13 protein-coding genes, 1 pseudogene and 1 riboswitch are annotated in these 14452 nt (G+C 59.6%); of the genes and pseudogenes, 4 read left to right on the top strand and 10 right to left on the bottom strand.

The window, feature by feature from the left end; translation table 11 throughout:
• Positions 1-45: 45 nt before the first annotated feature.
• From ACR0KW_RS11985 to ubiT, 6 genes are all read right to left on the bottom strand, one after another.
• On the bottom strand, positions 46-663 hold the full coding sequence (locus ACR0KW_RS11985; protein ID WP_480805195.1) for a hypothetical protein: 618 nt from the start codon (positions 661-663) through the stop codon (positions 46-48).
• Between the two features lie 890 nt (positions 664-1553).
• Positions 1554-2738: an integrase arm-type DNA-binding domain-containing protein gene (locus tag ACR0KW_RS11980; protein WP_480805194.1), complete on the bottom strand. Its 1185-nt coding sequence runs from the start codon at positions 2736-2738 to the stop codon at positions 1554-1556.
• 261 nt (positions 2739-2999) lie between these two features.
• Positions 3000-4226 (bottom strand): NnrS family protein, encoded by a 1227-nt coding sequence (locus tag ACR0KW_RS11975; RefSeq protein ID WP_480805193.1) that lies wholly within the window; start codon positions 4224-4226, stop codon positions 3000-3002.
• Complete coding sequence (ubiV, locus tag ACR0KW_RS11970) at positions 4223-5134, bottom strand: ubiquinone anaerobic biosynthesis protein UbiV (protein ID WP_480805192.1); 912 nt, start codon at positions 5132-5134, stop codon at positions 4223-4225. The genes ACR0KW_RS11975 and ubiV overlap by 4 nt, the downstream gene beginning before the upstream one ends.
• 3 nt (positions 5135-5137) lie before the next feature.
• A complete protein-coding gene (gene ubiU / locus ACR0KW_RS11965; RefSeq protein WP_480805361.1) occupies positions 5138-6115 on the bottom strand; it encodes a ubiquinone anaerobic biosynthesis protein UbiU in 978 nt (325 codons plus the stop codon).
• Positions 6115-6657 carry a ubiquinone anaerobic biosynthesis accessory factor UbiT gene (gene ubiT, locus ACR0KW_RS11960; protein WP_480805191.1) on the bottom strand — a complete coding sequence of 181 codons (543 nt, stop codon included), beginning with the start codon at positions 6655-6657 and terminating at the stop codon, positions 6115-6117. The genes ubiU and ubiT overlap by 1 nt, the downstream gene beginning before the upstream one ends.
• A gap of 140 nt (positions 6658-6797) precedes the next feature.
• On the opposite strand from ubiT, the gene ACR0KW_RS11955 reads away from it, so the two are divergent.
• Positions 6798-8306, top strand: coding sequence for a UbiD family decarboxylase (locus tag ACR0KW_RS11955; protein WP_480805190.1), 1509 nt, complete (start codon positions 6798-6800; stop codon positions 8304-8306).
• On the top strand, positions 8303-8911 hold the full coding sequence (locus ACR0KW_RS11950; RefSeq protein WP_480805189.1) for a UbiX family flavin prenyltransferase: 609 nt from the start codon (positions 8303-8305) through the stop codon (positions 8909-8911). The genes ACR0KW_RS11955 and ACR0KW_RS11950 overlap by 4 nt, the downstream gene beginning before the upstream one ends.
• Here ACR0KW_RS11950 and ACR0KW_RS11945 read toward each other — a convergent pair.
• From ACR0KW_RS11945 to ACR0KW_RS11930, 4 genes are read right to left on the bottom strand one after another with little or no spacing between them, the layout of a single operon-like run.
• The gene (locus ACR0KW_RS11945) at positions 8886-9899 is read right to left on the bottom strand and encodes a FecCD family ABC transporter permease (RefSeq protein ID WP_480805188.1); all 1014 of its coding nucleotides are present in this window, start codon (positions 9897-9899) and stop codon (positions 8886-8888) included. The genes ACR0KW_RS11950 and ACR0KW_RS11945 overlap by 26 nt on opposite strands.
• A gap of 1 nt (position 9900) precedes the next feature.
• Positions 9901-10848: an ABC transporter substrate-binding protein gene (locus ACR0KW_RS11940; RefSeq protein WP_480805187.1), complete on the bottom strand. Its 948-nt coding sequence runs from the start codon at positions 10846-10848 to the stop codon at positions 9901-9903.
• A gap of 19 nt (positions 10849-10867) precedes the next feature.
• Positions 10868-11653 carry an ABC transporter ATP-binding protein gene (locus ACR0KW_RS11935; protein WP_480805186.1) on the bottom strand — a complete coding sequence of 262 codons (786 nt, stop codon included), beginning with the start codon at positions 11651-11653 and terminating at the stop codon, positions 10868-10870.
• Complete coding sequence (locus ACR0KW_RS11930) at positions 11650-12006, bottom strand: DUF1636 family protein (RefSeq protein ID WP_480805185.1); 357 nt, start codon at positions 12004-12006, stop codon at positions 11650-11652. Before ACR0KW_RS11930 ends, ACR0KW_RS11935 begins: the two co-directional genes overlap by 4 nt.
• A gap of 102 nt (positions 12007-12108) precedes the next feature.
• Positions 12109-12309, bottom strand: a riboswitch (cobalamin riboswitch).
• A gap of 143 nt (positions 12310-12452) precedes the next feature.
• Here ACR0KW_RS11930 and ACR0KW_RS11925 point away from each other — a divergent pair.
• On the top strand, positions 12453-13217 hold the full coding sequence (locus ACR0KW_RS11925) for a DUF3299 domain-containing protein (protein WP_480805184.1): 765 nt from the start codon (positions 12453-12455) through the stop codon (positions 13215-13217).
• 226 nt (positions 13218-13443) lie between these two features.
• Positions 13444-14380, top strand: a pseudogene (locus ACR0KW_RS11920) (IS5 family transposase).
• Positions 14381-14452 lie beyond the last annotated feature (72 nt).

The raw sequence follows: 14452 nt of genomic DNA, 5'->3' as shown, positions 1-14452 counted from the left end.
CTAATGGCATAATTGTCCAAGTTTTGGGACAATTATGCCATCACCTTATTTTCTTAGGTTAAACAGTCGTCTGGTGGTGTCGCCAATCGTATTGCTAGTTGGGTAATTCCTCCCGTTCACAGTCCAAAACACTGTATGCAGGAAGTCAAAGAACGGACCTTTGTAGGGCCGAACTTCATCCAATTCATCGTACCGGTAGCCCTTCATAGCCGTCCGCCCAGAAAAGCCTTCATAGATTGCTTTGAGATCACCGATTGTCGTTTCTAAGCCGCCATTTTGCTTTGGTTTTCCACGAAGGTTTTCATGGGGTTTCTTCGCGTGGGAAACCATGTTGGCGAAGTCTTCTAACTGATCTTGAAGGGTGTAAAGAAGATATCCGCCATAAGTGAAAACTCCGTAGTCTATAGGCAAACTTGTATCGAACCCTTCGGGCTCATAGAGCTCGCCACTATCATCAATTTCATTAACCAATTGAACGTCAATTGTCTCAAGTTGAGATCGGAGACTATCGATGGTTTTTTCCAGTTTGGCGTAGAGACGCGCGCGTTCTTTTGCGGGAATTACATAAATTCGGTCTGGACCCGGAAAGTAGAAGTATACTGCTTGCCATAGTTGTTCAGCAAAATCGGGGCTGTAGCCCCTGCCAGTCCGCAGATTCTCCAAAGCTTGCCAAAGTCTGCTTCAGTCAAGGACGATGCGCGTTCCATTCGGCCCGCTTCGCTCACGTCGAAAGAGCCTTTGGCAATGTTTGTGGTCAACGTCGCTTCTCACAGGTTGGATTCAGGGTTGCGATTGTCGAGATACTTGGGGGCTGGTTCCGACACCAGCCCGAAACAAACCTAATTCAACTACCGAGCCCTGCTCCTCCTCCGGGTATACCCCGGGTAGAGGGATTTAGCCCTACCCGGGGTATACCCGGAGGAGAGACCCCTAAGTAAGTGTATCTGTACGCGGCGCGTCGTGGCTTCCGAGTTTGCCCCGATGTCATGTGGTCGAGTCTAACAACCCTTGGTGGTGTCGCGGCTGCGTGTCGTTCAAATAGCTTAAGTCAACGTGACATCCCGCGCGCTTTGCTCAAACGGACTCGCGAGCTAAATTGGCGCTGAAACCAGCAAGTCGAGCCAAGTTCACTTCCGATAATTTGCGGGGGAGTTCCAACGATGAATCATGCAGGTCTGTAACCCAGATTCTTGGAATCACTTGTTTTACATGGCTGCTGACCTCAATCAACACGTAAGACATCCACGACTTCTGTGGATAAGTGTGCGGATAAATTGGTGTTGAATACGCGTTTCATCTTAAAAACTAAAGGTTTCGTTCTGTTTGCCTAAAATTTAAGCGGCAATTTTCATGTTTGTTTTACAAAGACTTTTTGTGCCTTTTTTTCTCGCGTCAAAAAGGAACTCGGCTGTTGCGCGTTGTTTTTTGGCAACGCGATTGAGGTTCAGAGATTCGGTGTACAACCTTACCTAACGGCACCCGCTCCAAATACCCGCCCTCAAGTCTCACTTCGCGACCTTACTGCCAAAGCGATGGATCGCAGCAATGTGAGGCTATTGAACGACCCGTAACGGGGTGGTCTGGACGTCCTTGCGCACGGCGCGTGCCAGACGGGCTGCAACCGATCCCGCTGCCCGTTGCACCGCATCATCTGCCAAATGTGCATAGCGCAGGGTCGTGGTCAGGTTCTTGTGGCCCATAATCTCCTTAAGGGTGAACGGGTCGATCCCGTCTTTCATCGCCACTGAGGCGTATGTGTGCCTGAGATCGTGTATACGGACGTCGTCCAATGCAGCGACCTTACATATACGCCGCCACGGCTTTTGCAGGTTGTTGAGCGGTCCGGTCTCAGACTCGCCCAATATGACGTAGGGATTACCCGGTTGCCGGGGCAGACCCATCAGGATGTCATAGGCTTCCCTCGGCAGGGGAATACGGCGACGTCCGGTTTTGCTGTCCGGCAGTTCCAGATGGTGCGAGGTTACATAGTCCCAGCGCAGCGTCAGAATCTCACTGAGGCGGCATCCGGTATAAATCAGCAGCAGGAGGGCCGAAACCACGTAAACCGTCTCTGTGCCGTCTTCCAGCGCCTCTGCCAGTACTTCGCCAAGCCGTATCTGTTCCGCGTCTGACAGGTAGCGTTTCTTTTCTTCCTCACGGAATTTCTTGATCCGGCGCGCGGGGTTCGATCCGGGTTGCCGCAATCCCCAATCCTCGGCCAGATTGAACAGCTTCGACAACATGGCCGCCGCGCGGTTGGCCTGATAGGGGGTTTCACGCAGCCCGTGGTGAAACGCGACCACATCGGCACGGGTTACTTCGGCAATCGGAATAGGGCCAAGCTTTGGGCGAATGAACCGGCGAATGACGCTGTGATAGTCGCGGGCGGTTGTCGGCTTGCAATGTTGGTCGACATATTCCTCTAGAAACCGATCACAAAGACCCGCTACGGTTGGCGCGCGCCGTTTGGCCTGTCTCTCGGCAGAAGGGTCCGACCCGCGCGCGACATCGCCCAGAAGCTGCTTCGCCCGCGTCCGTGCCTCCTCGGCGGTCAGAACACCATGTTGGCCGATGGTGATCCGTCGCGTCCGTCGCCCGGCCCGGTATTGGACCAGATATGTCTTTTTGCCGGACGGGTAGACCCGCAGGCCCAAGCCGCGCATGTCCCGGTCCCAGACAAGGTATTCCTTAGCCTCAACGGCAAGCCCCTCTACAGCGCGTTTGGTCAGTTTGAACATATCCAGAACACTCCTTGCTTCCGGCCTGCTTCCGGCCTGCTTCCGGAAGCTATACGGAAGCAAATGGCGGCGAATTCTGGAGTAAGTCATGAATTCAAGGCGCAAGGGTAGTCAACGTAAATTGCTGTTTTTGCTTCATTTTTGTCAATGTGGCGAAATCCGGAGAAATACAGCGAAATGGCTCTGGCCGTTCTTTTAATCAGTGGGACGCAGGTTCGAATCCTGCACGGCGGAAACATAGTGAGACGGATTGCAGAAGGCCTATTCTGATCTTCTTGCCTTGTATGTCGGTATGTTCCGGGTCTTGGGATTTCTGCCGCTGAGCACAGGTCGGGCGGCTGGACCCAGGAGCGCGTGGTGCAGAGCGACCAGGTAGCACATCCAGCTGACACACCAGATCAGGGCGGCGGTGTTCTCCAAAAGCTCGCGATCATCGATCAATGGCGCACCTAGGCGGGTTGCGATGGCGCACCATAAAAACACCATGGCCAAACTCAGGCTGCGCGGCGCGCGTAGCGAACCCTCAGACGTGTGGGATGCAGCGCGGCCGGTAAAGGCCATGATCATGCCGGATATCGCCCCAATGGTGAGAGCGTGCAGGGCGTCTTGCATGGGGTAGACCGATGGGTAAAACCACAAAGACCCCATCAGCAAAAGCCCGAGGGGAAGCCAGAGAAAGGCCGCGTGCAGGCCAAAGAGCAGCGGGTTGCGCCATGTGCCGAAGCTGCGCCAGCGGGGCATCGCGGCAAGCAGGGAAAGGGCGGCGAGGATCAACAAGACATTTGCTAAATCAGGGGCGTCCAGAAACAAGGCAAGGGCGCCGCAGCACAACATGGCGATGGTGATCACGCGCAGCCCTTCGTTGTAGGGCAAGTCCAGCACGGGCAGGTTTTGTTGTTGACGCCAGGTGTTGGTGAAAGCCGGGACGGCGCGAACGCCGATGGTGGCAATCAGGATGGCAAAGCCGATCAGCACCGCACGCGCAAGGGACAGGCTGGCGGCGATATCACCGGATATAGCGAGGGCCATGTACGTGGCTTCGACCAGACCCAGAGCCAGCATTGCGAAGGCAAACGGGGTTTTGACATAAGCGCCTGCGGTCGCGATGCGCCATATCAGCAGGCCAAACAACGCGATGAAATAGAGCCCGTTACAGATCAGGATCAGGCTGAGGGGGAGGCGATCAGCCATGGCCGTTGTAAGACGGCCCAGGGCCCAAAACCCCATCAGTAGTTTCAAAATCAAACCCTGTTCAGGGGGCTTGGCCACCCAGTTGGGCAGGGCGGTCAGCAGGTAGCCGCCGACAGCCAGCGCGGCAAAGCCGAACAGCAGCTCATGCACATGCCACAGCACGTTTGGCTCGAACGCCGGGGCGGGCAGGCCCAGACGCACGCCCAATGGCCACCACCCGATACAGATCAGCGCCCAAAGCGCCGCGCCGCTGAACATGGGGCGATAGGGCGCGGCCCAGAACGATTGCGAGGTCACTCGGCAGGGACGGCCCGGTCGGCGGACCAGTCCGCACCACATGCGCCTTGCAGGAACCCATCGGAAAAGCGGGCGTCCGGCGTGAGAGATTGAAGCTCTGCGGCTGTTGTTTGTGCCGTAGCATCTCCTTGCAGAAGGGCGTGATAGGCTGCGCAGATGGCAGGGAAGCCCTGTGATTGCGGTGAAAGGCGCAGGGCGGCGACGCCTGCGCGCGCCAGCGTGTCAGTCTGGTAAACGGCAGCGGCGTGGGTGTCCGACAGGGTCTGCACGCCGTTCATGGTCATGAACGGCTGACCTTCCAGCGTCTTGACCTCCAGCCCGTCCGGATCGTCTTCGCAGGCAAATTGACAGTTGTCTTTGGTGCGACCGTGCATGCGTGCGTGATAGCAGCGGCCCGAGATCGCCAGGGGCAGGCGGCCATGCCCCCAGACCTCGACAGCAACGCCGAGATCAGCGGCGGTTTTGGCCAGCACCTCAACGCTTTCCAACGGCAGCTCGGGCGGCAGGCAGACCCGCGTGGCCCCAAGCGAGGCAAGCCATGTCAGCGTGCCTTCGTTGTAGACATTGACCAGCGGGCCAACCCAGAACGGCGTGCCCTTGGGAAGATGGGGCAGAGCGGAAAGGTCGTTGACCTCGATCGGCAGTCCCATGTCGACAAGATCGGCGGTCAGCTTGCGCTCGCGTTTCAGGGTGACCAGCGCCAGGCTGGTCAGGGCGACCTCTTTGCCCGCGTTTTGCAGCGTGTCGATCGCCTCGGCGATATGCTCCTGATAAAACGGCAGGCGTTTGGAACAGACCAGTTCGCCCAGAACAACGCGGGTAACAGGCGTATCGGCCAGTGAGGTGTGAAACTCCAGCCAACGGTCTTTGGACCAGAAGAACTGGGTCGGCCCAGCGGTGAGATCCATGGCTTATCTCCAGGTTTTCTTGTAGGCGCCAGTGGTCATGGCCTGACCCTCGGACAAACGGGCCAACATGCCCTCGGGCAATGGGCGGCCCGCGTCCAGCGCATCCACGGCGGCGCGGAAGTTGCGCACCACCTGTGCGACGTAGGAACGCGACCGCTGGCGGCCTTCGATCTTGAGCGCGGTGACGCCTGCCTTTTGCAACTGCGGGATCAGCTTCTCGGCGTTCAGGCTGACCGGGTCTTCGAACAGATGGCCGGTTTTCTCACCCGCGCTGAAGCAGCCTTTGCACAGGGTCGGATAAGGGGCGGCTTCGCCCTTGTTTACGCGGTGAATGATGTAGCCGCCCAGCCGCGCATCCAGCACCCCGTTTTCCTCACGGTATTCAACATGACTTGCCGGAGAGCAGACTCCGTTCATGTTGGGCGATTTGCCGGTGGCATAAGACGAGAGTGAACAGCGGCCCTCGGCCATCACACACAGGCCGCCAAAGACGAACACCTCGGTCTCGACCTCGGTTTCGGCGTTGATCGCGGCGATTTCCGGCACCGAGAGCACGCGCGGCAGCACCACACGTTTCACGCCAAAGGTCTCGGCGTAGTAGTTGATGACATCCGCATTGGCGGCGGCAGCCTGGACCGAGAGGTGACGGCGCAGGCCGGGATGGTGGCGCGCGGTATGCGCCAGAAGGCCAGCATCGGCCAGGATCACCGCATCGGCGCCGCAGGTTTCCGCATCCGCGACGGCACTGTGCCAGATGGCCTCATGCCCGGCGCGCGGAAAAGTGTTGATGGCGACCAGAACCTTGGCCCCGTGCTGATGGGCAAAGGCCACGCCCTCGCGCATTTCCGCGCGGTCGAAGTTCAGGCCGGGAAAGTTCCGGGCGTTGGTTTCATCGGCAAAGCCGCAGTAAACCGTGTGCGCGCCCGCCTTTACTGCTGCACGCAACGCGGCGGGGGTGCCGGCGGGGCAGACAATTTCCATTACCATAGTTCTGCCTCTTCAGGTCTGCTCAGGTTAACGCCGGTTCTTCGCTCGATCAGTGCAAGAACCCTCTGCATGGAATGCGCCAAGGGGCCGGACAGGTCCGAGAGTTCCTGGGCAAAGTCCAGCTCGGCATCATCGACAGCGTTGCGCAGGGCCAGCGCCGCGGCCGTATCGCCTTCGATCACCAGATCGCGGGAAAAGAACAGTGCGTCCCCGTCATAGGCGCCGTGAACAAGCCCCAAAAGGGCGGCCAGCGGTCCGGCGATCCGTGCAGCACCGTCGCCGCGGCCGCGCGTGACCGTCACCCGCGGGTTGCCGCCGTTCGGATCAAGACAGATCACAAAAGGCAGGTCGGTCGGATCAAGGATAAATCGCGTGTGATCATACTCACCCAGCCGGCGGAACATGCCCGGGTGCTTTTGGGCGATTTTGCGGGAAAAGGCGGACAGGATGGCCGACAAGGGGGTGAACGGCAAAACGCGCATCGGAAAGGTGGCCACCTGCGGAAAGCGCGGAATCATAGCGGGCGATTGGGACAAGCAGGGCTCCTTTGGCACGGTCGACATGTCTCTTGCCGGGCAGACATAAGGGGTTGCACGCTGTCGCAAGTTGACGATTGTCAATTTCGAGGTGGATTTTCGCTGATAGGCAGGCCGGGCTTTCTTGAACAGGATCTCTCGTGCGATCGTTGCCCTCTTTCCCCAGCCTGCGCAGTTTCCTTGACTGGTGCGGGGACACCAATCAGTTGCTGACAGTATCGGAACCCGTCTCTGTTCTTCACCAGATGACGGCGGTTCACCGCAACGTGCTGGAACGGGCTGGCCCGGTGTTGCGGTTCGATTTTCCGGTGTTGGACGGAGGTATACCTTCAATAATGCCGGTTGTCGCGAACCTGTTCGGGACCACCGAACGCGTGTGCGCCGGGCTTGGGATCAAACCGGAGGAGCTGGACGAGATGGGCGCGTTTCTTGCCGCGCTCAAAACCCCGACGCCTCCGGACGGGTTGCGGGATGCCCTGTCGCGCTGGCCAATGTTGAAGGCCGCTCTGGCGACGCGGCCCAAGATCACAAAGTCCGGCCCCAGCCAGCAGGTCGTGCTGGAAGGGTCGGATATCGATCTGGCCGCCATCCCGGTGCAAACGCATTGGCCGGGCGATGCGGCGCCGCTTGTGACCTGGCCGGTGGTCATCACCCGACCGCATGGGTCTGAGGCGGGCAATGTCACATCCTATAATGCGGGCATCTACCGCGCACAGGTCTTGGACCGGGACAAGCTGATCATGCGTTGGCTGCCCCATCGCGGCGGCGCGGCCCATCACCGGAGCTGGGCGAAACGCGGGGAAAAAACTCCCGTCGCCATCGTTCTGGGGGCGGACCCAGCCACGCTGTTGTCGGCCGCGCTGCCTTTGCCCGAGACCGTGTCGGAAATGACCTTTGCGGGCGCGCTAAACGGCGCCCGTCCCCGCATGGTGGCCGCCAAGTCGGTGCCCTTGATGGTTCCGGCCGAGGCCGAGATCATCCTTGAAGGTTGGGTTTCCCCCACCGAAACCGCACCCGAGGGGCCGTTCGGGGATCACACCGGATACTACAATCGGGCCGAGCCTTTCCCGGTCATGCAGGTCACGGCCGTGACCCATCGACAAGACCCACTGTACCTGTCCACTTATACCGGACGCCCGCCGGATGAGCCCGCGATCATTGGCGAGGTTTTCAACCGCCTCGCGCTGCCCACCATTCGCGCTCAGATACCCGAGGTCCGCGATCTGTGGCTGCCGCCCGCTGCGTGCTCGTACCGCATGGCCGTTGTCAGCATCGACAAACGCTATCCCGGTCAGGCGCGGCGGGTGATGATGGCGCTGTGGGGGATGCTGCCGCAATTCAGCTATACCAAGATGATCGTGGTGGTGGATGACGATATCGACCCCGCAAACTGGGATGACATCGCCTGGGCGCTTGCCACGCGCATGGACCCGGGTCGGGATGTGCTGACGCTGGAAAACACGCCGATGGACTATCTGGATTTTGCCTCTCCGCAACCGGGGCTGTCCGGAAAAATGGGCATCGATGCTACGACCAAGATCGAAAGCGAAACCAGCCGGGAATGGGGAACCGTGATGAAAACGGCAGACAAGGACGCGGAGTTTGCCGCCAATCTTGTTTCGCGCCTGATGGGGGGAGCAGCGTCGTGAGCCAACACCGTGTGATATTGGGCGTGGCCGGAGCGTCGGGTGCAGCGCTCGGGCTGTCGGTGGCTCGGCAGTTGTCGGATCTGGGTGTTGAGATCGACCTTGTCACCAGCGACGCGGCAAGGCGCACGCTGCTTGAAGAATGTGGGGGCGATGCGTTTGATACCCTCAGGGGATTGGCCACCCGCCATCATTCCATCAGCAACATTGGTGCCAGTATCGCCTCAGGGTCGGTCCCGGTCTCCGGAATGATCGTCGCGCCTTGTTCCATGCGATCTTTGGCGGCCATTGCACATGGTCTGGACGACAACCTGCTGACCCGCGCCGCCAGCGTTCAGCTCAAGGAACGCAGACGTCTGGTTCTGTTGACCCGTGAAGCGCCGCTGACATTGGTGCATCTTCGGAACATGACGACGGTTACCGAGATGGGCGCGATTGTTCTGCCGCCGGTTCCGGCCTTCTATCTGAAACCGCAATGCGTGTCGGAAATCGTCACCCAGATTGCAGGCCGTGCGATCGATCTGTTGGGGGTTTCTGCCCCGGTGGCAAGACAATGGGCCGAAGAGGGGTTGATGTCTGGCTCTAGTGCCGAGCCCGCGCGGTCCTGAATAGCAGCAGAAACACAAACACCGAACCGATCGAGGTCGTCACGATCCCCACCGGCAATTCCTGTGGTGCCAGAAGAAGCCTGCTGAGGATGTCTGACCCCGTCAGCAAGGCAGCCCCCACGATTGCGGCGGTGGGCAGAAGCCGGTTGTGCAGCGGTCCGGCGATACCGCGGGCGATATGCGGCACCATCAGGCCGACAAAGCCGATCACCCCCGCGACCGAGACAAAAACGGCGGTGGCAAGCGCCGCGGCAAAGAACATGCTGAATCGCAGCCCCTGAACAGGCACGCCCAGCGTTGCGGCGGTCAGGTCTCCGGTCAGCAGGGCATCCAGCCAGCGGCTGCGATACAGCGAATAGGACAGGATCAGCAGTAGTCCGGCGCAGACCAGCGGGAAGGTCTCCCACCGGGCCAGACCCAGCCCGCCCAGCATCCAGAAGATGACCGAATGCGCGGCGCGGCTGTCGCCTGCGAAGATCAGGTAATTGGTGATGGCTGAGAACAGGAAAGACACTGCCAAACCGGCCAGGATCAGTTTTTCCGGTGCGCTTGTGCGCAGCCCATGCACCAGAGCCAGCACAATGCCCGAGGCCACAAGGCCACCGCAGAACGCCGCCAGCGGCAGGGTCCAGAACCCCAGAATATCTCCGGTCACAGTTATGACGAATACGGCTCCGGCGGCTGCGCCCGAGGACAGGCCGAAAAGAAAAGGGTCCGCCAGATCGTTGCGCGTCGTGGTTTGCAGAACCACGCCAACAATACCCAGCCCGGCGCCAATGACGGCCGCGAACAGGGCGCGGGGCAGGCGCAGGTCGAACACGATCCGGTGCAGGGGGGACATGTCCCCATCCGTCAGACCCGTGCCCAGCAACACCGCGTCAAACGCATCCTGCGCGGGGATGGGCGTGGTGCCGTAGACGATCGAAATCAGCAAGAGGGCGGCCAGAATGACCGCCCCCAAAATCAACACAAGGCCCAATCGGCCCATTTCAGTTGAGGCCCGGGTGCATGGCTTGGGCCATTTTCGAGATCGCCTCGATATTTGCCGGTCCGGGGGTCAGCTCCTCGTAGCGCAGGCCGATCCAGCGCTCGTTCTTGACAGCGTCGGTCTGCGACATCACCGGATGGTCCTGCAGGAACTTGAACGTATCCGCTGCGCCATTGCCGGTCTGATAGTCCAGCAGCACCAGGAATTCCGGGTTTGCGGCGGCAACGGCCTCCCACGAGGTACGGCCCCAGCTGGTGTCCATGTCATGGGTGACGTTCTCACCGCCCGCAGCTGCGATCATCGCGTCGGGGATGGCGAATTTGCCAGCGGTGAAGGGCGCGTCCGCCGGGCCGTCCAGTAGGAAGACACGGGGTTTGGCCAGATCGGTGGTCTGCGCTTCGATCGCAGCGAGTTCCTGTTTCCAGCTGTCCACCAGCGCCTCGGCCTTGTCGTCGACATGCATCACCTTGCCCAGACGCAGCACGTCGTCGAACAGCAGGTCCATGCTGGCCTCGGGGCGTTCCTTGTCCAGATGCACGCAGCTTTCGGTCAGGATCATGGTCTTGATGCCAAAGGGCTCAAGCGTGTCGGGCGTCACATCGCCACCGGGTTTCATGCCGTAATACCAACCGGCAAAGAACAGGTCGGGTTCGACCGCGACGAGGTTTTCAACGGTCGGGTATTTCGGCGCAAGCTCGGGGATGTCGCCGCGCAGCGTGTCGAATTCGGGGCTGGTCTTGTACCAGCCGGTGATGCCTGTCAGGCCCACAATCTTGTCCTGCAGGCCCAGCGCAAAAGCCATGTCGGTCATGTTCATGTCATGCACGACCAACCGTTCGGGCTGAGTCTCAAAAACCAGTGGCGCGCCGCAATTGTCGACCGTCACCTCATGTGCAAAGGCGCCGCCTGCGAAGGCGGTGATCAGGGCCGCAGACCAGATTTGTTTCATTGGGGGGAGTTTCCTTGCTTTAGTTTGAAACGGGTGTTCTTCGGATATCCAGGGCCGGGATCACTCGGCCTTCATGCTGGAAACACAGGTAGTCGACGCCGAACGTGTCGCGCACATGCGCGGGCGTCAGAACCTCGGCCACAGGGCCAAAGCTGGTTAGGCGCGTGGATTTCATTAGTGCCACATGGGTGGCGAATTCGGGGATCATGACCAGGTCGTGCACGATCATGACCACGGTGATGCCCAGTTCGGCTACCAGCGACAGCATCCGGCCCTTGGCGTCCGGGTCCAGATGGTTGGTGGGCTCATCCAGGAACAGCAGCGACGGGTTCTGCGCCAGCGCCCGCGCGATATGGGCCCGCTGACGCTCGCCGCCGGACAGAAGGGCCATCCGTTTGCCTGCCAACGCACCCAGCCCGGTCAAGTCCAGTATCCGGTCAAGCTCGGCCGCGTGAGCATCAGCAGATCGGTCGGAGCGGATCGGGATCTGACCCAGCGCAACGTAATCGCGCAGCAGCAACCGACCGTCGGGAAACTCTTGCTGGCTGACCACGGCGATCATGCGCGCGCGTTCTGATGCGGACATCTGTTTAAGGCTGCGCCCGTTGATCAGGACATCCCCCAGAACCATCTCGGCAGCACCGCACAGAAGGTTCAGAAGCGTTGTTTTCCCTGCCCCGTTCGGCCCGGCAATGGCCAGGATTGCGCCCTTGTCCAGTTCGAACGAAGCGCCCTGCAGCAGGGCGTCGCCGTTGAGCGCAAAGTACTCCAGGTCACGTGCGACCAGAAACGCGGGGTTTGTCATGGGTGCTCCTCCACGTTCAGGCAGGGCATACGGGACAGGGTTTTGGTGAACAATGCGCGCGGACGGTCGGTGGCATTGGTCCAGCCGTCGGCGCTGTCGTGGAATTGCCGTGCAAACTCGGCAACTGCGTTGATGTCGCGTTCTGATTGAATATCACCGAACAGGTACTGCGCTTTGCCAACAGCCTGAAATCCAACAGTTGTCGGCCTTTCGCATCCCGCCATGCAATCGACAGTCCTCACCGCAAAGCCCGCAGGCAGATTGCCCTCCAACGCGGTGCGCAAGGCATCAGCATTCTCTGGCCCCTTGCAGGTCTCGCAGATCAGAAGGAAATGATCAGGTGTTTCCGGCATTGCCCGCTCCGCTCGTTTTCAAACGCGCAGAGAAGGTGCCAATCATAGGAACACGTGTCAGACGTGTCATCATAGCCTCCTTCCAGGACGCCCCGCCCCGGGTTGGTTGAACATATGATGGCAGGTCTCCTGACTTGCGGGTCGATGCTTGGCCATCCTTCCCGGCCCAAAAGGCCAGTGGGTGTATGGCGTCGCTCACCGCTTACAGTTGCGGGGGCAGTCACGGAGTTGGCCAATTGACAGGGCCGCACCGTATTCCCTTTTCATCCCCTTTTTGGGGGAACCATCACCAGATTGACTGCCCGAGATGGCCCGATGCGTCAATCATAAATTTGATTCTTGGAGGTTTGTTTTCCGGCGCAGCCCTACAGCGACCGAGCGCCCTGCAAAGACGACATCTGCAGAAACCCACTGGAATGATCCGGGCAGAGCGATAGAGTCCAACCATGCGATATTGGCTTCCCCTTGCGACGATTCTGGCGTTGGTCCTGTGCGGCCAATCTGCAGCTGTAGCCCAGGGGGTTGCGTTGGATTGGTCCGATCTGCCGGATCCGTCCGTTCAGGTCTTCGACGACCCGTATCGCGATCTAAGCCCCGAACAGTTCGACGACGTGCTTTTCGCCGTACGCCTGCGCGGCAGGCTGCATCAGGATGTGGGCAGCCCCGAAGAACGGCTGAAATGGCAGGAGCTTTTGGTTGAGACTGAGGACGCCCTGGCGTCGGATGGAATCGATATCGACTGGCTGCTGGACCAGCGGCATGTCGTGGCCCAGAACCGAGAGCGGGCCGGGACTGCAGGAAACCCCGAATTCGACGGTCAGACTGTGACGCTGGCAGGGTTTGCCATTCCGGCGCCACCCGATGCGGATGGCAATGCCATAGCTTATCTGGTGCCTCAGCGTGGGATGTGCAGCCACATGCCGCCGCCGCCGCCCAATCAGATGATCCGGGTGCAGCTGAATGAGGACTGGGCGCCCAGCTATGTCCACGAGCCGGTCCGACTGACCGGAAAGCTGACCATCGATCCTTCAGAGCAGAACATGATGGTGGTGGATGGTCTCTTGCCCATGCGTGCGACATTCCGACTGGAGGCAGATAGCGTTGAAACCCTTGAAATACAGGGCGAACAGCCGGAGCGGACGCAAAGCATCGCCGATCGTATCCGCGCCGCAGGCAACCGCAAGACCGGCGGGGCGAAGGTGTCTGAATGACGCGACCGCCGGATCGGCCCCCCGGAATGGCATACAGATTGGTTCCCGAAAGAAACCCGTCATCTTTGGTGGTTTGGCAAACCCTTTTCTCAAGGTACGCTGAAGTATCTTAGTTGAATGTATGATTGATGTTGGTTTGAGCCTCTTCTGAGGCCATGGGTGAGGCTATGTTGCACAAATGCGCCAAGGGATTCACTGTTTGAATCTCAGGTGATGGCTGGTTGGCATCAGTAGGTGGTCCTCTACAAAGTACAAGACCAGGAACTGGCCGTCGGAGAACACGGCGCTGAAGCAGCGCGGTTCGCTGTCGATTTGGTTTGATCCTGAGATGGAATGGTGTCCGCCCGCAACCAGCAAGCGCGGCCGCTAGCGTAAATTCAGCGACGCAGCGATACAGGTTTGCTTTGCGATGAAAGTACTGTTCGGCACGCCCCTTCGCCAGACGGCTAGATTCGTCGAAAGCCTGCTGCTGCTGGCAGACCTCGATTGGAAAGTGCCGGACTTCAGTACCCTGTGTCTTCGCCAAAGGACGTTGCATGTCTCCATCCCATACCGTGGTGGGTCTGGGCGGGGCGCTGCATCTGTTGATCGATGCGACCGGTATCAAAGCTGAGGGCGAAGGGGAGTGGAACGCCCGTAAGCACGGCGGGAGCAAAAAGCGCCTTTGGCGCAAGCTCCATCTGAGCATGGACGAGGAAAAGTTAGAGATCCGGATAGTCAAGGTCACGACAAGCAAGGTCGGTGATGCCCCCATGCTCCCTGACCTGCTTGACCAGATCCCACCCGATCAAGGCGCCGCCACCGTTTCCGCTGATGGTGCGTACGACACACGCAAATGTCACAATTTGATTGCCGCTCGAGGAGCCGTCGCTATCATCCCGCCGCGCAAAAATGCCCAACTGTGGAAACCAATCATGGCAGGCGCTGTCGTGCGAAACGAAGCCGTAAGAGCCTGCAAGTATCTTAGGCGAGCATTGTGGCGAAAGCTGACCAGATGTTATCGCCGAAACCGCGCAGAGGCGAAAATGAACTGCGTCAAACTCCATGGCCAAGGCCTCATGGCCCGAGATATCGACCAGCAGGTCGCTGAGATCCAGGTCCGGATCGCGGTACTCGACCGCTACACAGCTCTTGGCATATCCGTCACAGACCCCGTAGGATAGGTCCGCTTGGGGAGGAGGAGGTCCGCTCGAACTTCGATTTGTTCAACAAAGCCGACCTGCACCGGAGTTCAC

Source organism: Ruegeria sp. CG11 (assembly GCF_056537245.1).
Note: the sequence above shows the minus strand (reverse complement) of the source record. Positions and strands in the feature narration are given on the sequence as shown.